The following is a 26,975-nucleotide window of genomic DNA, read 5'->3' as shown; positions in this document are numbered from 1 at the left end:
GCGAAGACGCTATCTATTATAAAGTCGAAAGAAAAAGCAAAACCAGAGAACCGGCGCCATATTGATACGCACCATTGTGAGAAGCATTTTCAAAAATTTTAAGAGTTTTAGGCTCGTGCGCTGCTTCATATAATTCCATCCCGGTTTGCGCTCCTAAAACCTCATCTTTACCAGCAAGTAAAAACAGCTTGGGTGCGTTCACCGCATGTATTTTTTCAATCGATAAAAATTTGTCATGCATCAGATGCTCAATAAACGGAATGAAAAAGTAAGTCTTTCTTGCCGGGTCCGATAGCCGCGCATAAGGCGCTTCCAAAATCAAAGCTTTTACTTTTCGCCGCGCGGCCATTTCGATAGCAACCCCGCTGCCAAGGGACTCTCCGTATAGAATAAGGTCTTCATCCTTATATCCATGCGCATTGAGCCATGAAAAATAAGCCCGCGCATCGGCGTATAAACCTTCTTCGCTCGGCGTTGATGGATTGCCGCCATAACCGCGATATTCCGCCATCAAAACCCCATACCCGGCCTCTATATAATCCGAAACCTTAAACAGGCGATGGCTGATGTTTCCAGCATTGCCATGAAAAAACAAAATCACCGGCATGCCTCTTTGTACCGAGGGAATGAACCACGCCTTTAAGAACAAACCATCTTCAGTATGAACTTCAATATCTTGTGCCATGCCATCCGCACTCACAAGAGACTTGCTCGGTACTGTTTTATCCGGGATATAAATAAAATCGCGTTGTTTCACAAACAAAACTGCGATCAGTGCAAAATAAAGAACACCAAGAGTAAAAAGAACTTTACGCAGACCTGCAATGCGTTCAGTTTTCAATTCTTTCCTATAAAGGCGGAGCATTAGGGCCCTAATCAAAATAGCGAATGCGCTTGGCTGGCGGAAGTTCAGAGTTCAGCAGCATTTCAAGCTTGCGGGGGTTTTCCTGACGCGCTACAGACACGGCTGCAATTTTAATGAGTCTTTTAATTAACGATTCATCTGATGAACGCTTTTCTAATTTCACGGCTAGCGGTGCCATGACAATCGTCCCCAAAATCGCGCCATAAAAAGTGGTAAGGAGCGCCACCGCCATCGCCGGCCCAATCGTTTCCGGGTTTTCTAAATCGGCGAGCATCATCACCAAGCCAATCAACGTTCCAATTAACCCCATCGCCGGTGCAATCTCGGAAGCCCGGCGCGTTATGCTGGCCGAGCGCTTATGCCGCTCAATCCCGGCCTCCAGCTCCTGCGTAAGCAAAAACTCAATATCATCAGCAGGAAAACCATCAACAACCATTTGAAAAGAACGATAAAGAAACGCATCCTTCCGAAGCTCGGATTCATAACTTGTCAAAGCCAAAACGCCTTTTTTCTTGGCAATAACGGCCAAGGACACAAGATTGGCAGCCATTGCCGTGGGGTTCCACTTATGGATAAAAACAGAGCGCGAAAAAATTGCCCCAGAACGCGAAAGCTCTTCCGGAGTATAAGAAATTGCAGTAGCCGTCAAAGTTCCAAGTAAAACAATCATCAAAGAGCGCACTTCGATGAAATTGGCGTTACTGTCACCAATTGCAATAGCTGCGATAATAAGACCAAACGTAAAAAACAGTCCTAAAATTGTCGCAAAGTCTACGCTGGAAGTATGGCGTGGAACACTCACGACCGGCATTGGGCCGGAATCTGAAAATTTTCCATCTTGGGAGGCTGCGTCACTCATTCAATTATCCCATTAATTATGCACGATCTGATTTGACGATCTCAGTCATGGTTACGCCCAACTTATCTTCAACAACAACGACCTCACCGCGCGCAACGAGACGATTATTTACATAAATATCAATTGCTTCGCCGACTTTACGATCCAGTTCAACAACCGCGCCACGTCCAAGCTTAAGAAGCTGACTGACTTGCATGGTTGAACGGCCCAAAACAGCTGAAATTTGCACTGGAATTTCGTAGATCGCCGTGACGTCGTCTGCCATCGGTTCGCCAATGGCATATTCATTACCGGTAGAAGGCGTTGCGCCCTCAGAAGCGGAAATTTCATTGAGATTCATCCCTTCTGCCGCCGGTGCCGCATCAAAGATATCGTCAATTGCGGACTGTTCAACGCTGCCGCCATCCGTGTCTTGATCGTCTTCATCATTCATCGGGTCTCTCCTTTAAATCAGGATGCTCCTGATTTTCATTCCGTTCTTCCGTCTCTGAAAGAGCGGCCTGTGGCGCAGTCTCATCACCGCCACCCTTTCTACCATCATGACGCTTTGCAGCCCCACCTGCAAGTCCGTCTTTCGATCCATCTTTAAGAATGCCCAGAATTTCCTCGGCCAAAGCTTCATTGTTATGCAGCGCACCACCATCTTCCCATGACAGGCTGCACGAATAAGCGCTTAAGGTTTCATCGCCCTGCACCGTATAGCGTAATTCAGGATTTTGCGACTGTAGTTTTTGCAAAAACTTTTCAACACCATCGCTAACATCAGGATGAATGCGCACCAACACCAGACTTTGGCGCGAATGGTTGCCCAACACATTCCCAAGAGCAGCCGTTAACTCGCCAAAACCGGCTTTTTCCGCATAATGAGGAAAAAGCTTTTCATAAATTTGTGAAACAAGCGCCACAACTTCACGCTCATAAAGCCTTTCGCGCGCATCTTCTTGCGCAAACAGTGAAGTCATATCTTTGGCCAGCGCCCCCAAAACGCCTGCCAAATGCTGTGCACGACTGGCTTTGGCTTCCTGCATGGCCTGCTCATGCCCGTTTTGAAACGCTGCCTTTTTGGCAGCCTCAAGTTCAGCCTCACTAAAGACCGGAATAGGAGGCTCTTCTTCTTCAAGAAGTTCGGATTCGATATTACCATTGGCATCGAATATATTGTGATCGAAAAAGAATTTTTGCTTAATGTCTTCCACCGTCTTCGTGCGCATTTCAAATCAAGATTAATAGATAAGCTCGTCTTCGGCATCACCGCTGGCAATTGTGATTTCACCGCGTGACTCGAGATCTTTCGCAACATTAACGACATATTGCTGGGATTCTTCAACATCTTTAAGTCGCACAGGCCCCATCGCAGCCATATCTTCTTTCATAATCTTTGCCGCGCGCTCTGACATATTCGAGAAGAAAAGATCCTTGATCGTCTCTGTCGCACCTTTCAAGGCCGTTGGCAATTTGTCTTTATCAACAGCGCGTATAAGTGTTTGCACAGAGGCCGGATCAAGATTGATAAGATCTTCAAATGTAAACATGAGCGAACGAATTTTCTCTGCGGAATCGGGTGCTGATTTTTCCAGTTCTTCCATAAAGCGCGTTTCGACCGCACGCTCCATATTGTTGAAAATATCGGCGATAAGCTCGTGAGAATCTTTTTTCTGTGTCCGCGCCAGGTTGGTCATGAACTCTTGACGCAAAGTGCGCTCAACCTCTTCCAAAATATCTTTTTGTACCACCTCCATACGCAACATTCGGTGAATAACCTCAAGCGCAAAATTCTCGGGCAGCATCCCCAAAACACGCGCGGCGTGATCAGTCTGGATTTTAGAAAGAACCACCGAAACCGTCTGCGGATATTCTTTTTGCAGGAATGTGGCTAGAATTTCTTCATTCACATTGCCCAGCTTTTCCCACATCGTGCGTCCGGCCGGGCCACGAATTTCCTCCATGATATTTTCAATACGGTCACCGGAAAGACCAGCCTTGGCGAGCAATCTTTCAGTACTGTCTTGTGTCCCGATCAAAGAGTTCGTTGAAGTCATCTGCTCTGCAAAATCAACAAATAACCGTTCCACCACATTCGGGCTAACTTTTCCAAGCCCGGCCATGGTCTGTGAGAGTTCCATAATTTCTTCATCATCCATCTGCTCAAAAATTTTCGCAGTCTGATCTTCTGGCAATGACAGCAACAGGATCGCAGCCTTTTCCGGGCCGCTCAACGTTCTGTAATCTTCACGCACACGCATATTAATGGTTCGTCTCCCATCTGTTCATAGGCTGTTGGGCGGTATCTCTCATGCTTTAACTTTCCTGTGTCATCCAGCTGCGGATAACGGAAACGGTTTCATTCGGATAATTCTCAACGATTTCTTCGACCTTGCGGATAGAGGAAGATTTAACCTTACCCTCAACGCCTTGAATATCAATCAGGCTCTCTTCCTCATCACCTTGACCTCCACCGAAGGCGCCAATGGCATCTGGCCCTTCCAGAGCCGGGGCAGCCGGGCGCATAGTCAGCAAATCAGCCTCAAGGTCTTCATCCAGCTCCGTATCACTGACAGCCAGCAGTCTTGAAACCATAGGTTGCAGGATCAGCAGAATTACCAAAATGATCATAATCCCGACCAGCACGACCTCTGCAGCATCAATCAAATCAGATTTCTGGAAACCAAACAGCATGCTCTCGTCAATTGCTTCTTCATTGGTATCGATTTCAGCAAACTGCAAATTTTTAACTGTAATCACATCGCCGCGATCTTCATTATAACCGGCCGCACTGCGCACCAATTCCTCGATCTCGGCAAGCTCTTCTTCAGAGCGCTCTTCGTAAACGCGTTCTCCTTCTTCGTTTGTGATATAGCGCCCGTCAACCAGAACGCCGATAGACAGGCGATTAACTTCCCCCACCTCGCGCACAGTGTTACGTACCGTGCGGCTGATTTCAAAGTTCGTAACCTCTTCAAGGCGGCTATTCTCAGCAGTTGGTGCGGTATCTGAAAGCAGATCTCCGCCCACGCCCGGCAGGTTATTTTGAACACTGATATCTTCAGGAGCCGGATCGCGCTCTGTATTATTCTCCTCGGTAACCTGAGAAGAGCGAACAACCTGACCCTCTGGGTCAAAAACTTCCTCGTTTGTGCTGATACGATCAAAATTAACTTCCGCAGTGACAATTGCGCGCACATTGCCATACCCGACAATACGGCTCACCTGATCCTCAATCTTTTCTGTCAGGCGAGATTCATAATTCCGGCGCATCTCCTCTGCTTTAACGGAAAGCATGTTTTCCCGATTATCTTCCCCACCCTTGGCCAGCAAGTTTCCGTTACTGTCAATAATAGTAACATTATCGGCCTTCAGATCCGGTACCGCCGAGGCAATCAGCGACTGAATGGACAATATCTGCTCACGCTCAACAATCGCACCGGGGCGGACGCCCAAATAAACACTGGCGCTCGATGGACGGCTTTCGCGGCTAAAAAGTTCGCGCTGGGGTAAAACCAGATGGACGCGGGCGCTTCGAACAGAACTTAAAGAGCTGATTGTGCGGGCAAGTTCTCCCTCAAGAGCACGCACCTGATTGATATTTTGGACAAAGTTCGTTGTCCCGAAGCCCGATTGTTTGTCAAAAATTTCATATCCCAATGAACCGCCATTAGGAAGTCCGGCCTCGGCCAGTAACAGCCGTGCACGTCCAACCTCATCTTCCGAAACCATGATCCGCCCGCCATCCGGGGAAACTTCATAACGAACCTGGCTCTCTTCGAGTTTGGCAGCGATAGCACCAGAGTCCGCGGATGATAAATCGCTGTAGAGCAGTTTCATTTCCGGCGTGGAAACGCGCATGGAAACAAACACGAAAAACAGCAGCAATCCGACGAGAATGCCGCCCATAATAGCCAATCTCGACGGGCCAAGCTGTTTCAATGTATCAACAAAACTACTCACGGTTTCCGACCTTTATTCTCTCATTTTGCGCATGGCTAGAACCCCACAGAGGATAGGGGTAGCCTTTTTTATTCACTATCTTCTCCGATTTAGCGAATCGGGAAAACAGGTTATCCTTACAGTATAGACGTTTTTTTAACCTTTTTCCATTGGTCTGTTGTTCCAGAAAAACCTTCCAAAAGGGGGGAGTATAGAGCTGAAAATCATCTTCTCTTGATTTTGGAGGGGGATCAAAATATTTTAATTATTTTTCAAGGGGTTGGTAAGCATGAAATGGTGTGGGAAACCCGACGGAAAACTTGACTTTTGTTTGCGGTTAAGGTACCATGATAGTAGGGTATTATGCCTGTTCCCATATATTTTTTATAAATCGGACAGGCGGTTAGGACGTTAATTATGATAGAAGCTGTAAATTCAGCCATATCGAACGCACAGCAGGCCCGTTTTACTGCGGACCAGGTGGCGACTTTGAATTCTTTCGCGGCCGATATAGAGGCTGTGGAGAGCGTTGCGCGTGGTCCTGTTGCACCCTATGTTAGCCCGTATGTTTCAGTCGATACCCGCTTCGACACAGCCGTATTGCAAATACGCGACTCCGATACGGGCGATATTTTGACACAATTCCCCTCAGAATCAACATTGGAACAGCGCCGCGTTCAGGCTGCACGTCAGGCCGCTGCGCGTGCTGAAATTGAGCGCACGACGGCCGATCCCGTTAATACTGCTCGATCTTCGACGTCTTCGTCAAATTTTGACGTTACATCTGCGGCGTTCCAGACCCAGCAGGTTGCACAATCAACGCCAACTCAATCCGTTGGTGGCCCTGCACAGGCCGCTGTCGCTGCTTTAAGCGCAGGCGCACAATCCGGCCAACAGTTTGCCTCTACGGTGAGTGTTACGGCCTAAGTTTATACATGGTAAATTATACATGGTAAATTATCGAGCAAGCGCTTCAAGGGAAGCGCTTTTTTAATGTCAGCCCCTAAGAAATTATGTTTTATCTTTGGGGTGCGTCGTCTCAGGCGGTTTAACCATTAGACCGGCGGCAATCTCACGATTGATATTAATAAGAACATCTAGCTTATGCTTCTCTGGCTTCGCCATGATCTCCAGTTCGCGCTTAAAAATAAAATTGGCGAGATTGACAATATTGCTGCGCAAATCGTTGGGGCGGTCACCTTCCGGGTTCTCGATGGCGGTATCGTAAAACACCATCCAGACCTGACGGTTATATTTCAAGGTGCTCTCGAGAATTTCGGTGTTCATATTCTCCCAGTCATCCTGAAGGTCTTTAATCATTTTGGCGGATTTCAATAAAACGCGCCCTTCAAGCTCACGCTGGTCGGGCGTGTTCTTTTGCGCGTTGTCGCCATAGGCGCCAGCAGCTTGAGCATATGGGTTATTTTGCGGCGGGTTGGGAGGCATTCTCTAAGAGTTCCTTTTCGTGAGCGATGAGTTGTCTTGCGAGTTTCAGGGCTTTGTAATAATTGCCGCTAATAATTTCCTCGTTAATCTGCATAAAGAAAAATGCCGAAGATGGAGAAGCATGCTGAACCTCTTGTACAAGCGCAAAGTATTTTTCGTAATACCGTTTGGGCGTATTGGCCAGATACATGCACTGGACAAGGAAGTAAATTTTCTTGCAAGGCGTATCAGTCTCCCTTTCTTGCATCACATCTTTTTCACGTAGAATCGGAGCATCACCGGCTATATGCAGGCGTGTGCGCTGACTGTCATTGGTAATGACAGCTTCGCCAATAAGGATTTTTTCGCCGGGTTTGAGATCGATAACGAGAGCCATGGAATTCTTCCTTTCGTTTAGATACGGCTTTCTGCCCATACTCCGCCATTATATCAGCTTTTATCTTTATAAAATATAAAAAATCTAAACGCTGCAGGAGATAAAAAAAGCCCCGGCGTTCTGCTAGGGCTTTTTCGAATTCGGGCAATGCCCTTGAATTTAAAATTAGAAGAGTCGAAGTACAGACTGCTGTGACTGAGACGCCAGAGACAGGGATGTAACACCCAAAGCCTGACGTGTCTGCAGGGCCAGCAAGTTTGCGCCCTCTTCGTTCTGGTCTGCAACAACCAGGTCATCCGCACCGGCTTGCAACGTATTGATCGTTTGCTCGGTGAAAGTCTGACGTGTCTGAATAATAGACAGGTTGTTGGCCAGAGAGGAGCCGAAGCTCCGCACAGCCTCCAGAGCGTTGCGAGCCTGCGTGGCAGACAGCTCAATCTCTGTACTGGAGCGGAAAGAGGCTTCGGTAATGCTGAGGCCGTTAGCCGTGAAAGTTACGCCGCTCGTGGTCAGTGAACTTGTATTGTTCTCGTTAAAGAATGTAACCAAGTCATCACCGTTAAGCAGATTGATTCCACGATACTGAGCATCGGCAACCAGAGAGTCGATCTGGGCGCGGAGCGTATTGTAATCCCCAGCCAAACTGTCGAGAGCTTCGGTACTGTTGTTAAATCTAATAGAAATATCCTCAGCACCTGCCCCGGCAGTAATCGGGTCCAGATTTCCGGTTGGGTCGCCAAGACCAAGGCTAATCGTATCAGCAGCAGTAGCGCCAGCAACATTAATTTCAACATTGGCAACCTGATCATCAAGCGAAGTAATGCTGAGCTGTCCCGTGGAGCTGTCGAAATTAGCGCTCACCAACTGGTTAAGGTTTGCATCTTGGTTGATACTGTCGACAAAATCCTGGAAGGAGCCAGTAACAGCAACAACAGTTGAGCTTGTTGATGTGCCGTCAGTTTCAGTAACCGTAATGCCTAAGCTACCGGTTGTCAGAGAGAACGCGGTATTACCGTCTGCATCTGTATAAGACACCCCGGCACCACCAATAAGGTCGCCGGCTTCAACCAAGTCACCGGTACCTTCGAACAGGGAGATTGAGGTCACTGTGCTTCCGGCTACGATAGTGGCCGTAAGATCAGTCGTACCTGCACCTGTGCGCGTTTCAGTCGAGAAGGCTTCGCCAATACCAAGAGCATCAAGTCCAGCCTGGGTAATCGCTGTTGTCGCTTCATCAACAAGACGGAAACTCCGGCCGTCAGCGCTTTCAATCTGAAGGAAACCTTCATCGGAAATGCTGGCAACGATTTCTCCGTTTTCATTATCGGCAAAAGCGTTCGTGATTTCTGCAGCCAAAGAATAGGCCGTATCGCCAGTGTCGATTGTCACTTGCTGTGTGATCTGTGCGCCGGAATCATCAGTTGTGATAATGTCCAGCGTAGCGCCGTTCGCGATACCGAGGTCGGCAACAAGGTCGCCAGTCCCTGTATCTCTCAGGTCAACTGTACCGACAAGGCGCGCTTCACCTTCAGACGCCGCCAACTCATCACGTGCAGACTGCACGATCGATTGGGCTTGCTCTACAAGCTTTGTCAAAGCGGTAATACCGTTATCAGCAGCTTCGATAGTCCGAATGGATTGGCCGATACCATCCAAGAGACGACCAAGGTCGCCGGCCCGGTTATTCAGGCTTTGCGCGGTAAAGAAGTTTTGAGGGTTATCCAGAGCAGAGTTAACTTTCAGACCCGTAGCCAATCTAAGCTGCGTGGAGTCAATCAAGCTTTGTGTGTTCTGGAGAGAAAGTAGGTTATTCCGCAAGGCTGCGGTCAATACAACATCAGAAGACATAGTGTTTTCCTTTCCTAGGTTTGTGCATGCTTCCTGCATCGCCCAATACTTGGGCTCACTCTTACAGAATATATCATAAAAATGAAAAGATTGTTAACGCAATTTATCCCTTTCTTTTTATGCATTCCTCTGTGGATATATTGCATCGCATGCTTCGTGCAATCCACATTTCAAAAGGATTTTTCATCCTACAAGATCCAGTATGGAGCCCTGCGACAGCCCGGCTAGGCTAAGGGCTGTAATGCCCAGATCCAGTCGGGTTTGTGCAGCCAATTGGTTGGCTCCTTCTTTGTTCATATCAGCCACGGTCAGATCATCGGCGCCGGCCAGATTTGCGTTGATCGTATCACGTGTGAAAGTATTTCGTATTTCAATTATAGATAGGTCATTTGTCAATGTAAAGGCAAACGCCCGTATAACCGCTCTTGCATCGCGCAGCGCATCAAGAATATCGCGTACATCTGTGAGGTTGTTAAATTGGGAGCGTTTAACTAGCTTCAACCCCCGTGTACTGAAGTCTTGACCTTCTGTGGTAAGGGTGCTGGTTTGCTCTGCATTAAAAATGGTTTGTAAATCTTCCCCCAGCAGCAAATTAATGCCTCTATAATGGGCGTCAACAACCAGATTATCAATCTCGTCCAACAGGTTGTTATAATTAATATTTTCATAGATAGTGGATGTCGTTCCTTCAAGTGAATCGGCATGGCGTAATAGCTCGGTAGTGCTAAGGGCGCGATTATAGATGGCGACATCAGAAATGCGTCCGTCAAAGTTAAATCCTGCGCCAGCTTCGCCGTCATGGAACTGCACACCGTCCACGGCTGCGCCAATGCCTATATTTCCGCTATGAGATGGAAAGCTTGGCGCCCCGGCGGTGCTGACGCTACCCATAAGGACGCCGTCAAGGTAGCCGCTAAAGCTGTTTGTTGCCATATCATAAACAAAGGCGGCATGGTATGTTTGTCCGGTCTGAATCTGTACGCCAATGGCGCTGCTGTTGATGTTTGCATCAGCCCAGCGTTGTGCGCCCTGATCGTCTTCCCCTGTGACATAAAGCCTGTCACCGTCAAGGTAAATCGTAAGACCGTTAATGGTAGCGCCCTCTTCATACAGTACTTGTCGCCCTGTGAGGTCATCAGCATTGAAGACAAGCTCGACTGTACGCGCTGGTGTTGCGTTCAGGTTAATATGCGGGGCATCGGCAACCAGAATGCGGTCATTGATGCCGTCAAAATTGACGCTGGGAGCTGCCCCGTTGGAATAAAGAGCGGCCGCTCCGGCGCTTGCCCCGCCTAATCGGTTGGCGGTGACTGGGCCGAGTGTTCCGTAATCTTGAATAGCGCCTGCCGTTTCATTCAGGCGAAAATATGCATCCGGCGCACCTGCGGTGATCAGGGTGCTGAGCGGAGGTGGGCTGACATTAACAATCCGTGGAACAACAGCTGGGTCAGTTTCACCAAGTAAAAGCGCTTTTTCTGATTCGATAACCAGCGCTTCGCCCTGATTGATAAGCCGTTCAACTGCCTCCAGACCGGTAATGGCCTCTTGTATGGTTCGAATGCTCTGACCTATGCCGTCCAGCAAGCGTGTCTGATCGCTGGCGGTGAATTTCAAGCTGCGCGCGGTAAAGAAATTTTGTGGCTGGTCAATAGCGGAATTAACTTTTAGGCCGGAAGCCAAACGTTGTGTAATCTCATCAATCGTACTTTGTGTACGGTTAATGCTCAGTAACGTCCCCTTAAGAGCCGATCCCAAGATGATCTCGCCAACAGTCATTTTGCATCCTGCAAATTACATACATGCGCATATACTACACGCAATTCTACACCCTACATTTAATCATAAAGATTTTAACAATGTCTTGAGGTTTTGGAAAAAAACAGGACTTAATATTAGTATTTGTGGAAAAAGAGGGCGCACCGGAGCGGTTGGGTTCTCCCAGATGGGTAAGGTTAGGGCATTACCCGGTGCGCCCGTCTGCAAGTCGCTACTCTCCATTCTGGATCATAGCAGTCAGCAGATATTCGGACCCTGAGCCTTAGGGGTTAGGACGGTTGCGGGTAGCGAACCTACAGCTCAAGATCCAAACTTTATGTATTATTACCGCAGTCTCAACAAATCTTCCGTCATCTGGTCGACCGTGTTGATTACACGCGTCCCCGCGCCAAACGCTCTTTGTGAGACAATTAGCCGCGCAAATTCATCCGCTAAATCAACGTTTGACGCTTCCAGTGTCGAGGGTTCAACAAACCCGGCACCGCCGGTTCCGGCTTCGCGCAAATTCTCTTCACCGGATTCCTGATTTTCTGAATAAGCCGTTCCAGAGACTTCTGTCAGGCCGTTAGAGTTGGCAAAAGTGATCAGTGGAATTTTATAAAGATCAGCTGATGCGCCGTTGGAGAATCGGGCAATTACAACCCCGTCGCGATCAATCTCAACCCCGGTCCGCAGACCGAGCTCGGCACCGTTCTGATCAGAGAAAATTACATCAAAGTTCCCGGCAAATTGAGAGAATCGCTCAATATCAATATCGATATTTTGTGCGTTTGATCCATTGTTCCAGTCAATTTGGGTCAGGTTAATGTCAATGTCCCCGGAATTATCGGGCAGGGAGTTGAGCGTCCCGTCGCCGTTAAAGTTCAGCAGGCCGCGTGACAGTGACGTGCCGTCCGGGTGCTTGATATTGAGCTGCCACCAGCCGCGATTATTATATTGAGCATCGCCGGGCAGGAACTGGAAGGTCGGGAAAGTGTTTGTATCTGTGCCGCCGCTGTTGGAATAGGGCGGGGAATCGGCAAATAAACCGTTGTCGTAATTGGGCGCTGCCCCAGACAAATCATCAGAGGTATACACCCCGGCAATCAGTCCAAGACCAGTAAGCGGCGTACCGACACCATTGGCAATTGTAAGGGTGTTAACAGCACCGCCTGTAAATTCATCACGCTGAATGACCAACTCACCATCGTTGCCGAGAAAGGCGCTGGCGCCAATACCGGCATTGTTAATTTCGGTGATGATGTCGTTAACGGTCTGCACATCGCCAGGCAGGGCAGGCGTTCCGGCTACAACAGTCATGGTCAACGGTCCGCCAAGTTCGGTTGAAACATCGAACGTATCGCCTGGTGTCAAACCAAGGTCTGTGATCAGGTTATCAGTCGCGAGCAAGCTGCCGATGGAGCCGCCTGCAGTAGCTTGAGGTCCGTATGTTTTGGTGTATTCCAGCGTTAGAACCTGCGCTGAACCCAGGCTGTCAAACACGGTGATTCCACGAGAAAAATCTGCTGCGCCAGTAACAGAGGCAGCTAGGGATTTATCAATCGCATTTGCATCCAGGTTAATCGCCAGTTCCGCATTTGATGTTGGGCGGGTCAATCCACCAAGGAAGGCCACATCAGCCGGCACCAAAGAAGTAAGGTCGCCCTGGTTCGCTGGAAGGTCGCCGTTGGCATCAATTGGCCACGCATAAAGTGCAAATCCGGCGGCATTCCGCAAAAGTCCTTGGGAATCTTCGGAAAATTGCCCGGCGCGCGTGTAGAGGAATTCCTGTTGGTCGGAAGGGTCGCGTTTGATTGGGAAGAAACCGTTACCGGAAATCGCCGCATCCGTCGTTGAAGCGGTCTGCTGTAGGGCGCCTTGTTGGTCGACCCGCTGGAGGCGATTGGCTGTCACTGTCCCCGGTGAATAAGTCGATAACCGGCTTTGTGATGTTACAAGGCTTTCAAATGCCGCTTCTGAACGTTTAAACCCGGTTGTGCTGATATTGGCAATATTGTTCGAAATAATTGCCGTGTTTTGGCTTTGTGCGAACAGCGCCGATACGCCGGTAAAGAGTGATCCAAAAAGTCCCATTGTTTTTCTCCTTTGTCTAAATCTTGTTTGCGTCTCTTGTGGTTTTGAGTGTTGGGGTTAAGGTTTTAAATAAAACACACAGGCCATTTGCAGGCGGTGTGTCATAGCTATTACTGCCGCCTTGCTCAGGCATAATGTTAAAACGAGCAATGAAGGTTTCTTCAACGGTGTTGTTTGGGCTAGGGTGTTCATGCTGTTTGCTCCTCTTCAGGTGTTTCTGGTTGTATCTTCACTATTCGGTTGGCTGACATTTAAAATATTGCTGACGGAAACGGCGCGCTCTCCAATCAGAAGGAAGACAAGGCCGTTTTGTGTTTCGACCCCGCGTACGCGGCCCTCAACAACGATTGTCGATCCAACCGCTTCATCATTGATGTCCAGGGCATCAACCCGCACATTGTATGTTCCGGCAGGGGCCGGGTTACCGAATTGATCCAGCCCGTCCCAGATAAATTCATGGCTGCCGGCTGAGGTTTCCGCCGGTCCCTCATAAACAAGATCACCTGTTTCGCTCTCTATACGGATTGTCGCATCGACCGATACATCATTCAGGGCGTAATTAATTGTGACCGGACTTTCTCCGTCCGCATAAAATTCAGAAGAAATATAGCTCGCATCAAGGCCGACATACCCCAGGGCCGACCCCATGACGTTGCCGAGTTGCAGAGAAACCAGTGAATCGAGTTTCTGGTTGGTGTTGATCTGTTGTTCCACCCCGGTAAAGGCGACAAGCTGATTGGTGAACTCAGTTGTGTCCATGGGCGAGAGCGGGTCCTGGTTTTGCAGCTGCACGGTCAGCAGTGTCAGGAACTGGCTGAAATCTTCGGCCAGCTTGTCTGATGCAATCTGCGTCTTGGCTTGTTGATTAAGCGCCGTATTAACTGATACATCTGAAACCATCCGGTTTTCTCCTTAAATTTTACGCCACGATGTCATAGCGCATGTGTCCCGTTTCGGGATCAACCTGCCATGTCATTGTGGTTTCAATACTCTCTTCAACGCCGTCGGCGTCTTCGCCCGCACCTGTGCCGCCTCTATCGTGCCCGCCGCCGCGCTGGTTGTTCTGATCAAAATCAAATCCATGTTCGGCCAGTTCAAATTGCAGTCCGCCATCGCTGTCCAGTTCAATCCCCTGCAATGCCCGCTCTAAAGTCTGCGCATCACGTTGCAGCATCATGTGCGTTTCGGGTTTTTCAGACAGCAAGACAGCCTTAACCGTCTTGTCCGCGCCAAATGTCATCTTGACTTGCACCCGCCCCAGTTCCGGCGGCTCAAGCTGCAGCGTCAGGGTTTTGTTCTCGCCAGCGCCAGCCGCTTTTTGCAGGGTTACGGCAACCATCTGCGTAGCCGGATGCGCGTTCGCCGCGCTTTGAGCCTGTGTAATCGCGCTGGTCAGGGTGCCGAGCGTAGAAGGCGCGCTTGAGGTTGTGTTCAACCCATATTGATCTGTAAGTTCCTGCCCGAATTCAAATGCGGAAAATAACGTGCTGCCAGCCGGAAACGGCCAGTTTTGCAAAACGCTTAAATCTGGCGATGGGGCAGGGGTCGTGTTGCCCCTTGATTCCGCATTCATCAGCGCTTCAAAGGCGGCGTTATTTCCCCCCTTACTCTGACCTTTGCCATCTTGTGAGGGTTGTAAATTGCCTTCATAATCTTCCAGAGTAAACAACGCTTCGCCTTCGGCAGGCGGCGGTGTGCTACCGCCAACACTTAAATTATTCAACCGCATCGCCAGTATTTCCATTTGGTTGTATGCTTGCGAAGAGGCTTGCGGCGGTAAGGTTGTATCGAGTGTTTGCTGCGCCTTTGGTTGTGGCTGGGCTGTTGGCGGCAATAAAATCGCAACCAGATTCTGCAGCGCCGGATCCTCGTTGATCTCCTGAATGATCTCTTGCGCGAAGGATACAGCCTCCGTTTCTGGTTGATTGACCGGCGCAATCATCTGCACCAACGTAGCAAACGGGTTGTCTTGGAGTTCAGGGGGTAATGGCGCCACTTCCGATAAACTTCGTGCAATATCAAGCTGTTCCGGTGTTAAATTCAATGCGATCAGCTCTGGTCCGCCTTCTTCTAGGATTGATTCAATTTTTTCCTTGAGCGTATTGATATCAATAATAAATTTACTATCATCTTGTGGTTGTTCAATCAGGAAAGCCTGCAAAATGCGCGGGCTACCCTCGGCGATTTCTGCTGTCGTGATAATGCCATCCGTAAGCGGTTTTAAAACATTATCAAACGCCTGTTGATTGAGACGTAAAACCTGCGTAAGGGCTGCTTCGGGATCAAGTTGCGTGCTCTCAATAAAGTCTTTCAGTTCTTCTTCAATCTCGGGGTTGGCCGCCAGAAGTTCAGCGACATTCAATTCTGGTTTTTTCTCCAGCAACTTGTTGTCCGATTGTAAGGGGCCGTCTTCAGTGTTTTGTACGGCGGTTTTCCCCGCGCTTTGTGCCTCGTCACGAACTGGGTTGATTTGAGCCAGAATGAAATCAAGAAAATTCACGCCCTGCGCCTGCCCGCCGGGCAGGACTTTGCCCTGCGCCACGCTTTGTGCCTGCGCGGGCAAAATAAAAGATCGGGTTGTAAAAAAGTTCTCGATACTCATATCACTCATAGGTCCTTCTAGGCCGTCTCGCTGACGCCGATTGAAACGCTCTTGCGTTCGTCGTTATGAATTTTTCCGCTCTCGCCATAGCTAAAAGCACGCTGTTTATTCACCGACTCTTTAGCTGCGCGCTGCACGGTTTGTCCCAATCGTTCCATCGTGCGTTGCATGCGTTTCAGAGCGTCCATATTCTTGGAAGACAACGCGGCAAAATCGGCCTGCATCCGCTCCAGATCTCTTTTCAGCGCCGGATTAACGGCCTTCATCTCACATTTGCGGCGTAAAATATCTTCGACACCTGACTTATATATATTGGTTGCCTGTATCTTCTCATCCTGCAGGGCGATAAAGCCTTTCGTATCCATATCTTCCAGCGCTTCGGTTTCGCGAACGTAGACGCCGCGCATCCGGTCGATCACATCCATCATTTCCTGCATGGCCTTATTCGGATCTGCGGAAAGGAAGTTTTTCTTCTGGGAAGATAAAAGTTGATTTTGATGCTTCATGATGTCTCTCCCGTTTTACGGTTTTTCGCATCCGCATTTTCGTTAACAGCCGGGCGTTCGCGCAGCTTGTGATTTTGTCCCAGTTCCTGCGCGGTAAGAAGGGCGCTCTGCGTACGATTTTGCGCCCGACCGTAAATTTGCCGTACGACTTCGTTATTCCCTTTGGTTTTTTCACCCAGATCGCGCTGCAGCCGCTCCAGCCGATCGAGCAGGGAGCTATCTGCCCCGCGATAAGTGTTCAGCTTGCTTCTAAATTCTTCAGAAGCCGCCACATACTGTTCAGTTACAAGTATTTTCTCGTCTTGAAGGATGGCAAAAGTAACCATGTCATTTTGTGCCAAAGCTTGCGCTTCCCGATCGGCTAAAACAGAAAGGTTATTCGTCAGCCGGATCAGCATATTCAACGCCATGGAAGGTTCCTGCGGCAGGACATTGAGAGTATTTGACGCAGGATTTTGATGTTGAGAAACGTTATTCATCGCTTGTCGCTCCTTCAGGGTTTTGTTCATTTTGCATTTGGCTTTGTACTTGGATCATGTGGTCCTTCACATGGTCGGCAATGCCGATCCCGCCGGTCTGTGCAATCATCTTGCCGTATTCTTGAATCATCATGCCGCGGAAAATCTCTTCGCCTTTGCCCCCGCCAAACGGAGCTTGTGTTTCAATGCCCGCAAACATCGGTTTCATCATTTCGGCAATAAACACCGCTTCAAAATCCTGCGCCGCCGCTTCAATTTTTTGCATTTCATGCGACTTGGCCGCATCTTTAAGCGTTTTTGCGGCCTTGCCCGGGTTGGTCTGCGAAGCCTGCAACAGCGCCATATTCGTATCGGGAGTAAGAGAGCCGGCCATCACATCACCTCAATTTCTGCCTGAAGCGCGCCGGCGGCTTTAATGGCCTGTATGATGGTAATAATGTCACGCGGTTTCATACCAAGACGGTTCAGCCCTGTAACCAGATCCTGCAAAGTGACGCCGCTTTCCATCATCGCCAGCTTCACGTCATCACCCGTATTCACCGCCAGATCCGTGCGCGGCACAACGATGGTCTCGCCACCTTCGGCAAACGGGTTGGCTTGAGAAACCTGCGGCGTTTCGGTAATTTTGACCGTCAAATTGCTCTGCGCAATCGCCACATCGCTAATCCGCACATCTGCGCCCATCACGATCACGCCGGAGCGCTCTGAAATCACTACGCGAGCAGGTTGGTCGGGCTGCACAGGCAATTGCTCAATATCGGTGATAAGATCGACAATCGTGCCGTCATAGTTAGAGGGACGACGCAAAACCACGCTGGCAGAATTTTCTGCCTTCGATAAATCAGCAGAGGTAAAGCCGTTAATAGCTTGGGCAATTCGCCGTGCCGTTGTGAAGTCGGGGTTTTTGAGAGCCAGACGTACTTGCTGTAACTGTTCCAGCTTAAAATCAATTTCGCGCTCGACAATCGCACCTTCGGCAATGCGCCCGGAGGTCGGAATATTCTGCGTCACCGTCGCTGCCTCACCGGAAACGCTAAAGCCCGCAATACTCACCTCGCCCTGGGCCACGGCATAAACTTCGCCATCCGCCGCCAGCAAAGGCGTCACCAACAAAGTTCCGCCCTGCAGGCTTGCCGCATCGCCCAGCGAAGAAATGCTTACATCAACGCGAGAGCCTTGATTGACAAACGGGGGCAGGGTGGCCGTCACCATAACGGCGGCCACATTCCCGGTATTCAAATTCTGTCCGCGGATATTGACGCCCAGACGCTCCAGCATCGCAATCAGGCTCTGCTCGGTAAATGGGGAGTTCCCTAAGGAATCGCCTGTGCCGTTGAGTCCCACGACAAGGCCATAACCAACCAGTTGGTTATCGCGCACGCCTTCAATATCGACAATATCCTTGATGCGTGAGGTCTTGGCATGCGCGCTGGTAATAAGAAAAACGCTGAGGCATGCAAAAACGAAAACGGCAAACACCGCCCGGGAGGCTGCCAATACGGGGGAGGAGGACCGTCCCGCAGGCGGTGTTATGATCTCATCATTTATAATCGCTCTGTCCAGCATATGTTTCTTACTCTTGCTTGCTTTCAGGGCAGGAAAAAATATCCTGCATATCCTTCTATGCGAAGTCCGTGCCAGTTTTGTTATTTCTCTATTTTTCCTGCCCCATAAGCTCCCTCCCCCTTGAGGGGGAGGGTTAGGGTGGGGGTGTTTATTGTTTATGGATTTAAAGCCAGGCAAAAATGATCGGGGCGGCAAATCTTTCCGCCGACTTATCCACACACCGATCTTCCGGTTCTAAACAAAACGCGCTATAGTGAAAAAAAATAACGGTGAGAAACGCGTATGAAAGTACAAGGCCCTGGCGGCGCAAAAGGCCCCTCTAAAACAGGAAAAAGCGGCAAAACCTCCAAAAGCGATGCCAGCTTCGGCGATTTTATCGCCAAAGACACGCCCGCTGCGGCCACCACGCAAAATACGCAGTCCATCGCCCAGGTCGATGCGCTGCTCGCCATTCAGGGTGCCGAAGACCCCACGCAAGGCGCTGCGCGAAAGCGCGCCCGTAAGCGCTCCGGTGTCATTCTCGATGAGCTGGAGAAAATCCGCATGGCCATGCTCGGCGGCACGCTGACCGTCGGTCATATGATCGACATCGCCGATGTCGTCGCTTCCCACCGCGAAAAAATCATGGACCCGGCCCTGACCGATATTATGGATGAAATTGACCTGCGCGCTCAGGTTGAGCTGGCTAAAATGCGCGTGGCGCTTGATGCTCGCAACTAATTGCGCCTGCAGCGATAGTTTTGCTTGTCACTGGCTCAACCCTTCAATATAGTCTTCGCCTTGATTAATGTGTTTAAGCAATAGGGATTTGAAAAACCATGAGTTCAACCAACAGTGTGATTGTCCCCCCGGACTACGACCCGGAAAATGACAAAGGCGATTTTATGAACCCGGTGATGATCGAATATTTTCGACAGGCCCTTATCAAATGGCGTGGTGAGCTTGTTCGTGAATCTGAAGAAACCATTGCCAAAACTTTGCAAGGCACCGAACTTCAAAAACCAGACATGACGGATCGTGCATCTGAAGAAACCGACCACGCGCTGGAGCTGCGCACCCGTGACCGTGAACGAAAATTGATTTCCAAAATCAACGGCACACTCGAAAGAATCGATGACGGCGAATACGGCTATTGTGAAGAAACCGGTGAGCCGATCTCAATTGCTCGCCTCAAGGCGCGCCCCATCGCCACGCTTTCTCTGGAAGCGCAGGAACGCCACGAGCGCATGGAAAAAACCCAGCGCGATGATTAAGGTATATGCGCATAACGAGGCAGCGCAGGCTGAAAGCGAACTGAATGCACTTTTTGGACAAATAGCAACAGCAGAAGATGCGAAGGCATTGTCAGCAAAACTTTCTGATCCGGTAAAGGATTTTATCTCCGTACGACTTCATAGTTATACGTTTCCATATGCAAGCAACTATTTAGATTACCTGGCTTTGGATTTTCTGAAAATCAGGCTGAATGGGGGAGATACATCATTAAAAGCGTATACACAGGAAAACAGGGTATACTATGCAGAATTACGTGGAGCTTTGTCTGAGGTGACGGGTTCGATATCCCGAAGACTTGCAGGGTATATGAGAAGGGGCGACATAAAGAACGTCCCCCGGTTTGACCAGAACCTGCATGTTGGACTGTAAACATAAAAAAACCGGCCATGACGTTTAACACGCCAAAGCCGGCCGGGAGTTGTGGGTAAGGTATTCGTCTATTCTTAGAACGGGAAAACGATGTCGTAGAGCTGCTGCCCGTAGCGCGGCTGCTGCACATCGGTAATTTGCCCTTCACCGCCATAGGCAATGCGCGCCTCGGCAATTTTCTCATAAGAAATGCTGTTCTGGACGGAAATATCTTCCGGACGGATCACGCCATCAACCTGCAAAATGCGCTTTTCAAAATTCACCAGCACTTCCTGAGAACCATGAATAACCATATTGCCGTTAGGCAGAATTTGCGTAATGAACGCAGCGAGTTGTACCTCAACTTTCTCATCGCGCTCAACACTTCCCGTGCCGCTATGGCTGGAATCAGCGCCAAAGTCGATCAGATCAGTATTATCAATCGCTTGCGGCAATATGCGATCCAAAGCTTGCTCATAGCCTAGCAAAGCAGGCAGCGCCGCATCTTCATTGCTGGCGCGTTTACGCGAGGTTGCATTTTCCAACTCGGCTTTGTCATCAATGTCAATCATAACCGTGATAATATCGCCGACATCGCTGGCCCGCTGGTCTTTAAAGAATGTCGTCCGGTCCGCCGCCCACAAAGAGTTTTTTTGCGGTGCTACATTTTTCGGGCTCGGCATCGGCAGGCTCACCGGTTGATAGCCGCGTTGCGTCGTCGGGTTAACAATTTTTGTCATCTCGGGCGCTTCGCCGATCTGTGCAATCCGGTCCGCCGCGCTGCATGCGCCCAGAGCGCTGCATGTAAGCAGGATCAGACCGATTTTTATTGTTGTATTGTTGCGCATAGAGCTCACCCTTTCTGCTGTATTCAACAGTCCTTAAAATTAAAAACTTGAAACGCTGACCTCGCGTTCACCAATAACACGCGCTTGCAACATTTTGCTGGAACTCGCATTTACCACGCGGATCACATCACCTTTGGCACCGTTTTCCAGAGCCTTGCCTTGCGCGGTGAGAGACAAAGGTCCGCTATGAAAAACCAGAGTGACATTTTCTCCGCGCTCAACGATTTGCGGCGGCTCAATATCATTTTCGGTCATCGGCTTACCTGCTGTGATCATGCGCCGCGGCGTCATGCCGACCAACTCATCGGCGCTCAAAATCATGTCATGGTTCAGTCCGTATGCCCGTAAGGCTATGAAGTCCAAATCACTTGCGCTAATCACTGAGCCGTTTTTCATTGGCGCGCGCAGGACCGGAACATCGACGAGCCGTTGCACCTGCCCACTGATATTTTTGCGAAACACAGAATCGTCCTTTGAAGGCGCAGCAATCACGGCTTCAAAGTGATCATGCTCGGAATCGAAATTCAGGCTCTCAACTTCAACAGTTTGAGCCGCGCTTTGCGGCAAGATAATTTTATCAAGCCCTGAACTTGTAACAATCAGTTCAAATTTTCCGGGCATTCCCTGCGCACGCAAGCTGTCCTCCAATACTTCTTGGATCATCGGCACCGGAATCACGGTCGCTGCGCGGCTCAAAACCACCTGATCAGCCGCCGAAGAAGGGCGCCAATTCACATCCATCGCCCGCGCAATGCGCATGAGAGTGCGCGCATTCAAAAGCATATCTTTGCCAGGTTGCGGCGCGGGACCTAAAATTCTGTCAGCGTTACGATCGACACCGGAAAATATATGCCCCAGCGTAATCATGTCGCCTTCAATTACGCTATTATGCTTCAAAGATACCGAAGCCATCGCATTGGCCAGACCAATCCCGCTAAAGCTAAGGATAATCATTGCCAAAAATCCCATCGTCCACTCACGAAGCGCTAAAGGGCGCTGTCTGCTGTGTCTGTGTTTAATCTTACGCATGATGATACTCCCTAAACTTCACTGCGCTCTACCGAAGGTTCGATACGGTTTGCAGCATTTCATCGGAGGTCGAAATCACCGTCGAGTTCATCTCATAGGCGCGCTGTGCCGTGATCAATTCGGTAATTTCTTCCACCACATTCACATTCGATTGTTCCAGCGCGCCCTGCCGCAGGCGGCCAAATTCATCCTGCCCTGGAATGCCCGTCGTCGGTGCACCCGAAGCATCGGTTTCGACATAAAGATTATCACCGATCGCTTCCAGCCCGACCGGGTTCACAAAATTCGCCAGTTGAATCTGTCCGACATTACTTGTTGCAGTCTGCCCCGGCAGGCTAACCAGCACCTCGCCGCTTTCATTAATGTCAATATCAATCGCATCGGCAGGAATTGTGATACCCGGATCAACAATAAAGCCCTGCACGGTGACAATCTCGCCATTTTCATTCATCTGGAACGTTCCGTCGCGCGTATAGCCCGTATCTCCATTTGGCAATTGAATCTGGAAAAACCCTTCGCCTGTAATCGCCACATCCAGCGCGTTTTCCGTGATGCGGATCGCGCCTTGTCCATGCTGGCGGTATACAGCTCCCGCGCGCACGCCCAGACCCAGCTGCAGACCTGAAGGCACTGTCGTCCCCGCATCCGAAGAGGTTGAGCCGGGCCGGTCGATATTCTGATAAATCAAATCCTGAAAAGCCGCACGCTGGCGTTTGTGCCCCGTAGTGGTCATGTTGGCGATGTTGTTGGAAATAACATCGACGTTAAGCTGTTGAGCCAGCATGCCCGTTGCGCCAATATCCAGTGATCTCATAGTCTTTCTCCTTTAAAATCCGTTTAATTCTGTCCTGTCAGTTTTTGTATGACTGAGCGTAAGCGCTCATTCTCTGTGCTTAAAATCCGCTGCGTCGATTGATAGTCGCGCAGCGTCTCCATCATTTCGGTAATTTCCAAAACCGGCTGTACATTTGAATTTTCAAGCTGCCCCTGTTTAACGCGGGTGTTTATAGCAGGCGTTCCGGGCTCCGGCGCGCGGTAAAGATTGCTTCCATACGGCTCCAGTTTTTGCTGGTTTTCAAATTCAACAACCATCATCTGGCCGAGTTGCCCGTCCTGGTTGGAAATCATACCTTTTTCATCAATAGCAACATCGTGTGAGCCCGGAGGAATAGTAATAGAGGCGCCGCCTTGGTCAGCTATCGGATTACCGGAAGGGTCAGTTAAAATGCCGCTGGCATCAATCTGGAACTGGCCAGCCCGCGTATACATCACTTCGCCGTTCGGGGCCTGCACCCCGAAAAAGCCCGGGCCGGCGAGCGCCACATCCAGCGGATTGCCTGTAAAGCTTTGTGTGCCCGGCGCTGTATTTGCGTATTGTCCGCGGTTGTAAACAAAGGAAAGTTCGTCGTCTGCAGCCTCATCCGTAGTCCTGCCGCGCGGATCGGAAATATATTCATCAAACATCAAATGCTGCGACCGGTATCCGGGCGTATTCATGTTGGCGATATTGTTGGCTACCATATCCATATTGGTATGCAAGGTCATCTGTCGCGAAAGCGCGAGATAAATACTATTTTCCATGGCTTACTGTCCTGTCCTTACTCAATTTTTAATCCTTACCTTCTTTTGCGGGGCCTGCTTATTTTAGGTGCGGCTCCCCTCACTGGGCATCGTTGCATGTCCCGTGCCAGAATCAATTACGTATGTTTTTCAATGTGTTAATATGATTGGATACTAAAGACAGGCGGGAGGGCGCTGCCGGGGTCACGACGAAAACTGCCGCGCGCGCCGGGCAAAACTTGCCTGTAGGTTTTCCACAGGTCCGCAGAGCCTTTTGTGTATAGTTTAGCAAGGATGTTTACGCGGGTTAGACGCTGTATGCGATTTGATTTATAATCAAAAATTAAATGCGTATCCCTTCTGTCCTGTGTGAACATAACCAACAACAAAGATGAATAGTGCTATGGCTGATGATGAAACCGATGCAAATGAAGAAGCCGAAGACGTAAATCTTCTCGGAGAGGATGGCGAAGACAGTGAGGAAGGTAACAAGCCGATTGTCCTCATCGCTCTCGCTGGTGTTGTCGTCTTGCTGCTCGGTGCTGGCGCCGGGCTGTATTTTACCGGCATGCTTGATAGTGTGCTGGGCAAGAGCGAGCCTTGCGTCGAAGAAGTTGATGATCACGGCGAAGTGATCAAGGAGTGCCCTGAAGAAGACGCGCATGGCGACGAACATGCTGCCAAAGATGATGGTCATGGCGGTGGCCATGGCGGCGCTGGCGGGAATTTTATCGAAATCCCTACTATGCTGGTCAATCTCAGTTCCAATGACGGGACGCCCCGCTATTTACGCCTGACCGTTCAGCTTGAATTGAATTCATCGGCAGATTACGCAGCTGTCGAAGCAGTCATCCCGCGCGTGGTTGATCAGTTTCAGACTTATTTACGAGAACTGCGTGTAAAAGATTTACGCGGATCAGCCGGGATCTACCGTTTGCAGATGGAGTTGCTTTGGCGGGTTAATCAGGCTGCAGCGCCGGTAAAGGTCAAAGATGTGCTGTTTCAGGAAATTCTTATACAGTAATTAATGCTATAATGATTAGCACAGGTATGATATTTGCAAGCACGAAATATAACGCGCACGATAAAGTGAAAACATGATGATAAAACAAGGCATAAGAACATAAGATCATGAGCGACACCGAGCTCGAGGAAATGAGCGAAGAAGAAAGGGCCATGATGAAGGAATGGGAAACCATGGCCAATGATGATGACGATTCCGGCGACGCAGACGAAGCGTTGGTCGAAGCCGATGCTATCCCGGCTTTCGATGGTCTTGACGACGACGATAGTGGCGGCACACGGATACTCAATCAAGATGAAATCGACTCTTTGCTTGGCTTCGATGATGATAGTGCAATTGGCGAAACCTCTGGCGTCATGGCGCTGGTCAATTCCGCAATGGTCAATTACGAGCGTCTTCCAATGCTCGACATCGTGTTCGACCGCCTGGTGCGTCTGATGTCAACGTCTTTGCGTAATCTCACGACCGATAACGTTGAGGTTAGCCTTGACCAGGTATCCACCGTGCGTTTTGGCGATTATATGAACTCCATTCCACTGCCTGCGATGCTCTCGGTGTTCAAGGCCGAAGAATGGGATAATAATGGCCTTTTGGTCACCGACTCTGCGCTTATATACTCCATCGTTGATGTGTTGCTCGGCGGACGCAAAGGTACTCCTGCTATACGCGTTGAGGGGCGTCCCTATACAACAATTGAAACCAAACTTGTCGAAAAAATGGTTCATGTGACGCTGGGCGATTTGTCTTCCGCTTTCGACCCGCTCTCGCCAGTCAGCTTCTCACTCGATCGCATGGAAACCAACCCGCGTTTTGCCACCATCACGCAAAGCAACAACGCATGTGTGCTTGCGCGCCTGCGTGTAGATATGGGCGATCGCGGTGGCCGCGTCGAAATTCTCATTCCCTATGCGACATTGGAACCGATTCGTGAACTGCTATTGCAGATGTTCATGGGCGAAAAATTCGGCCGTGACTCCATCTGGGAAAGTCACTTGACACAAGAACTCTATAAAACCGACATCCAGCTCCAGGCAATTTTGGGTGAAAAAATCATGCCGCTGGGCGAAATGCTAAAATGGAAAGTTGGGACACAGATTATCTTTAGTACCCGTACCGCAGACGATCTGGAATTGCGTTGCGGGAGTTTCCCCATGTTCCGCGGCCCGGTAGGGCAAAAACAGGAGCATATTGCTGTACGAATTGAAGACTATCTCGAACCCGAAGAGGATGAAGGTGTATGAGTTCTGCGTTACTGAGTTTGATTATGGATTTTGTTGTGTTGGCTGCGCTGGTTGGAACGATTTATTTTGCCTTTCGTCTTTCGCGTTCTCTGGATAATTTCCGTAAGCATCGCGACGAAATGAAAAATCTGATTGCAGAACTCACACGCAATATCAATGACGCCAAAGATGCGATTGACGCGCTCAAAGCCACCGGCAATATTGCCGCAAATAATATGGAGGACGTACTGTACGATTCCCGCCGCATGGCCGAAGAATTGAAAATGATTAACGAAACCAGTGATCATTTGGCCAGCCGCCTCGAAAAGCTCGCTTCCGGTGCGGGTAGTTTTTCTTCACGGGGTGCAGAGGAAGAATATTTTGACGAGCCGCAAGCAGCCAATACTGACCAGGGGCCTGCGGATACATCACCCGAACCGCCGTCTTTCTTTATTCAGGATCGCGATTTTAACGAAGAGAATGATGAAGACTTGGTAAGTGAGGCTGAACGCGAACTACTTCAAGTCTTGCAGAAAAATAAAAGAACAAGAAAAGGATAATAGCTCCATGAAAACCGCGCCCAAATTTCGGCTTTTGCCGGTATTGATCATCATCGCGATGATGGCGTTTTCTGTGCGCCTGGTCGAGTTCGCCAGCGGTATAAAATCTTTGAGCAGCCCAGCCATGGCCGAAAGCGCGCCCGCGCCTGTGCATGATACTGCAGAAAATATGCCTGATTCCGAAAAGCTTATCGCTGCAGACCATGTTGGTGACGAAGAAGAACACGCCGCCGATAAAAAGATGGCTGCAACGCATAAAGAAGGCGAAACAAATGAGGCTGAATGGCGTGATTCTAGCTATGATGAATTGGAATACTCTCCTGTAACGCGCGAAGTCTTTGACGATATGGTTAAGCGCCGTAAAAAACTCGAAGCGCACGAGCGAGAACTTCAAACACGCGAAGCCTTGCTACAAGCCGCTGAGCAGGAATTAGACCGCAAGTTCCAAGAGCTTTCAACATTGCGTCAGGAAATCGAAGGCTTGCTGCAAAAACAATCCGAACAAGAGCTTGAGCGTGTTCAAAGTCTGGTGAAAATATATGAAGGCATGAAGCCTAAAGAGGCCGCGCGCATATTTGATACCCTTGATCTTGATATTTTAGTCACGGTGATGTCAAGAATGTCTGAGCGCCGTCTCTCGCCTATATTGGCCAGCATGAACCCCGAACGCGCCCGCACAATCACCATCATGCTGGCGGAAGAAAAACAACTTCCGGCATTACCCTTGGGAGATTAACACAACTTCCCCTTCACATTCCCCCGTATTCGTATAAGCTGAACATAGATTTATC

29 protein-coding genes are annotated in these 26,975 nt (G+C 49.6%); 8 read left to right on the top strand and 21 right to left on the bottom strand.

What is annotated here, in order from left to right:
• Positions 1 to 16: 16 nt before the first annotated feature.
• The 6 genes from H6859_05775 to fliF form a co-directional block, all read right to left on the bottom strand.
• Complete coding sequence (locus H6859_05775; protein ID USO04678.1) at positions 17 to 841, bottom strand: alpha/beta hydrolase; 825 nt, start codon at positions 839 to 841, stop codon at positions 17 to 19.
• 31 nt (positions 842 to 872) lie between these two features.
• Positions 873 to 1,724: a MotA/TolQ/ExbB proton channel family protein gene (locus tag H6859_05770; protein ID USO04677.1), complete on the bottom strand. Its 852-nt coding sequence runs from the start codon at positions 1,722 to 1,724 to the stop codon at positions 873 to 875.
• A 16-nt stretch (positions 1,725 to 1,740) separates the two neighbouring features.
• Positions 1,741 to 2,064: a flagellar motor switch protein FliN gene (gene fliN, locus H6859_05765; GenBank protein ID USO06710.1), complete on the bottom strand. Its 324-nt coding sequence runs from the start codon at positions 2,062 to 2,064 to the stop codon at positions 1,741 to 1,743.
• An 85-nt stretch (positions 2,065 to 2,149) separates the two neighbouring features.
• A complete protein-coding gene (locus H6859_05760) occupies positions 2,150 to 2,935 on the bottom strand; it encodes a hypothetical protein (protein ID USO04676.1) in 786 nt (261 codons plus the stop codon).
• A 12-nt stretch (positions 2,936 to 2,947) separates the two neighbouring features.
• Entirely contained in the window at positions 2,948 to 3,967 is a 1,020-nt protein-coding gene (fliG, locus tag H6859_05755) for a flagellar motor switch protein FliG (protein ID USO04675.1), read from the bottom strand.
• Between the two features lie 55 nt (positions 3,968 to 4,022).
• Positions 4,023 to 5,669, bottom strand: coding sequence for a flagellar M-ring protein FliF (fliF, locus tag H6859_05750; GenBank protein USO04674.1), 1,647 nt, complete (start codon positions 5,667 to 5,669; stop codon positions 4,023 to 4,025).
• Between the two features lie 396 nt (positions 5,670 to 6,065).
• Here fliF and H6859_05745 point away from each other — a divergent pair, with 396 nt between their 5' ends.
• Positions 6,066 to 6,575, top strand: coding sequence for a hypothetical protein (locus tag H6859_05745; protein USO04673.1), 510 nt, complete (start codon positions 6,066 to 6,068; stop codon positions 6,573 to 6,575).
• Positions 6,576 to 6,659: 84 nt separating this feature from the next.
• On the opposite strand, the gene flaF is transcribed toward H6859_05745, so the two are convergent.
• From flaF to H6859_05690, 11 genes are all read right to left on the bottom strand, one after another.
• On the bottom strand, positions 6,660 to 7,094 hold the full coding sequence (gene flaF / locus H6859_05740; GenBank protein USO04672.1) for a flagellar biosynthesis regulator FlaF: 435 nt from the start codon (positions 7,092 to 7,094) through the stop codon (positions 6,660 to 6,662).
• Positions 7,069 to 7,470, bottom strand: a complete 402-nt coding sequence (locus H6859_05735; GenBank protein USO04671.1) for a flagellar biosynthesis repressor FlbT — start codon at positions 7,468 to 7,470, stop codon at positions 7,069 to 7,071. The genes flaF and H6859_05735 overlap by 26 nt, the downstream gene beginning before the upstream one ends.
• A gap of 165 nt (positions 7,471 to 7,635) precedes the next feature.
• Positions 7,636 to 9,318, bottom strand: coding sequence for a flagellin (locus H6859_05730; protein ID USO04670.1), 1,683 nt, complete (start codon positions 9,316 to 9,318; stop codon positions 7,636 to 7,638).
• 183 nt (positions 9,319 to 9,501) lie between these two features.
• Positions 9,502 to 11,094 carry a hypothetical protein gene (locus H6859_05725; GenBank protein USO04669.1) on the bottom strand — a complete coding sequence of 531 codons (1,593 nt, stop codon included), beginning with the start codon at positions 11,092 to 11,094 and terminating at the stop codon, positions 9,502 to 9,504.
• A 324-nt stretch (positions 11,095 to 11,418) separates the two neighbouring features.
• Positions 11,419 to 13,167 (bottom strand): flagellar hook-basal body complex protein, encoded by a 1,749-nt coding sequence (locus H6859_05720; protein USO04668.1) that lies wholly within the window; start codon positions 13,165 to 13,167, stop codon positions 11,419 to 11,421.
• Between the two features lie 207 nt (positions 13,168 to 13,374).
• Positions 13,375 to 14,067, bottom strand: a complete 693-nt coding sequence (locus H6859_05715; protein USO04667.1) for a flagellar hook capping family protein — start codon at positions 14,065 to 14,067, stop codon at positions 13,375 to 13,377.
• Positions 14,068 to 14,086: 19 nt separating this feature from the next.
• Positions 14,087 to 15,769: a flagellar hook-length control protein FliK gene (locus H6859_05710; GenBank protein ID USO04666.1), complete on the bottom strand. Its 1,683-nt coding sequence runs from the start codon at positions 15,767 to 15,769 to the stop codon at positions 14,087 to 14,089.
• A 17-nt stretch (positions 15,770 to 15,786) separates the two neighbouring features.
• Positions 15,787 to 16,275 carry a flagellar protein FlgN gene (locus H6859_05705; protein USO04665.1) on the bottom strand — a complete coding sequence of 163 codons (489 nt, stop codon included), beginning with the start codon at positions 16,273 to 16,275 and terminating at the stop codon, positions 15,787 to 15,789.
• On the bottom strand, positions 16,272 to 16,754 hold the full coding sequence (locus tag H6859_05700) for a hypothetical protein (protein ID USO04664.1): 483 nt from the start codon (positions 16,752 to 16,754) through the stop codon (positions 16,272 to 16,274). The genes H6859_05705 and H6859_05700 overlap by 4 nt, the downstream gene beginning before the upstream one ends.
• A complete protein-coding gene (locus H6859_05695) occupies positions 16,747 to 17,127 on the bottom strand; it encodes a rod-binding protein (GenBank protein USO04663.1) in 381 nt (126 codons plus the stop codon). Before H6859_05695 ends, H6859_05700 begins: the two co-directional genes overlap by 8 nt.
• Complete coding sequence (locus H6859_05690) at positions 17,127 to 18,320, bottom strand: flagellar basal body P-ring protein FlgI (GenBank protein ID USO04662.1); 1,194 nt, start codon at positions 18,318 to 18,320, stop codon at positions 17,127 to 17,129. The genes H6859_05695 and H6859_05690 overlap by 1 nt, the downstream gene beginning before the upstream one ends.
• A 282-nt stretch (positions 18,321 to 18,602) precedes the next feature.
• On the opposite strand from H6859_05690, the gene H6859_05685 reads away from it, so the two are divergent.
• The 3 genes from H6859_05685 to H6859_05675 all read left to right on the top strand — a co-directional run bounded on the left by H6859_05685 (position 18,603) and on the right by H6859_05675 (position 19,964).
• Positions 18,603 to 19,040 carry a flagellar assembly protein FliX gene (locus H6859_05685; protein USO04661.1) on the top strand — a complete coding sequence of 146 codons (438 nt, stop codon included), beginning with the start codon at positions 18,603 to 18,605 and terminating at the stop codon, positions 19,038 to 19,040.
• Positions 19,041 to 19,138: 98 nt separating this feature from the next.
• Entirely contained in the window at positions 19,139 to 19,573 is a 435-nt protein-coding gene (dksA, locus tag H6859_05680; protein USO04660.1) for an RNA polymerase-binding protein DksA, read from the top strand.
• On the top strand, positions 19,566 to 19,964 hold the full coding sequence (locus H6859_05675) for a hypothetical protein (protein USO04659.1): 399 nt from the start codon (positions 19,566 to 19,568) through the stop codon (positions 19,962 to 19,964). The genes dksA and H6859_05675 overlap by 8 nt, the downstream gene beginning before the upstream one ends.
• A gap of 74 nt (positions 19,965 to 20,038) precedes the next feature.
• Here H6859_05675 and H6859_05670 read toward each other — a convergent pair whose 3' ends face one another.
• From H6859_05670 to flgF, 4 genes are read right to left on the bottom strand one after another with little or no spacing between them, the layout of a single operon-like run.
• A complete protein-coding gene (locus H6859_05670) occupies positions 20,039 to 20,791 on the bottom strand; it encodes a flagellar basal body L-ring protein FlgH (protein USO06641.1) in 753 nt (250 codons plus the stop codon).
• Between the two features lie 39 nt (positions 20,792 to 20,830).
• Positions 20,831 to 21,820 carry a flagellar basal body P-ring formation protein FlgA gene (flgA, locus tag H6859_05665; protein USO06640.1) on the bottom strand — a complete coding sequence of 330 codons (990 nt, stop codon included), beginning with the start codon at positions 21,818 to 21,820 and terminating at the stop codon, positions 20,831 to 20,833.
• Positions 21,821 to 21,848: 28 nt separating this feature from the next.
• Positions 21,849 to 22,634, bottom strand: a complete 786-nt coding sequence (gene flgG, locus H6859_05660) for a flagellar basal-body rod protein FlgG (GenBank protein ID USO06639.1) — start codon at positions 22,632 to 22,634, stop codon at positions 21,849 to 21,851.
• Between the two features lie 23 nt (positions 22,635 to 22,657).
• Positions 22,658 to 23,401 (bottom strand): flagellar basal-body rod protein FlgF, encoded by a 744-nt coding sequence (gene flgF, locus H6859_05655; protein USO06638.1) that lies wholly within the window; start codon positions 23,399 to 23,401, stop codon positions 22,658 to 22,660.
• 382 nt (positions 23,402 to 23,783) lie between these two features.
• Between flgF and H6859_05650 the strand changes: the two genes are divergently transcribed.
• From H6859_05650 to H6859_05635, 4 genes are all read left to right on the top strand, one after another.
• Positions 23,784 to 24,404, top strand: a complete 621-nt coding sequence (locus H6859_05650; GenBank protein ID USO06637.1) for a flagellar basal body-associated FliL family protein — start codon at positions 23,784 to 23,786, stop codon at positions 24,402 to 24,404.
• Between the two features lie 107 nt (positions 24,405 to 24,511).
• Entirely contained in the window at positions 24,512 to 25,645 is a 1,134-nt protein-coding gene (gene fliM / locus H6859_05645; GenBank protein USO06636.1) for a flagellar motor switch protein FliM, read from the top strand.
• Positions 25,642 to 26,184, top strand: coding sequence for a hypothetical protein (locus H6859_05640; GenBank protein ID USO06635.1), 543 nt, complete (start codon positions 25,642 to 25,644; stop codon positions 26,182 to 26,184). The genes fliM and H6859_05640 overlap by 4 nt, the downstream gene beginning before the upstream one ends.
• A gap of 7 nt (positions 26,185 to 26,191) precedes the next feature.
• Complete coding sequence (locus H6859_05635) at positions 26,192 to 26,920, top strand: flagellar protein FlbB (GenBank protein USO06634.1); 729 nt, start codon at positions 26,192 to 26,194, stop codon at positions 26,918 to 26,920.
• Positions 26,921 to 26,975 lie beyond the last annotated feature (55 nt).

The sequence above is a fragment of the Rhodospirillales bacterium genome (assembly GCA_023898785.1).
Lineage (GTDB): Bacteria > Pseudomonadota > Alphaproteobacteria > Micavibrionales > Micavibrionaceae > TMED27.
This window is presented reverse-complemented; position numbering and strand designations above follow the sequence as displayed.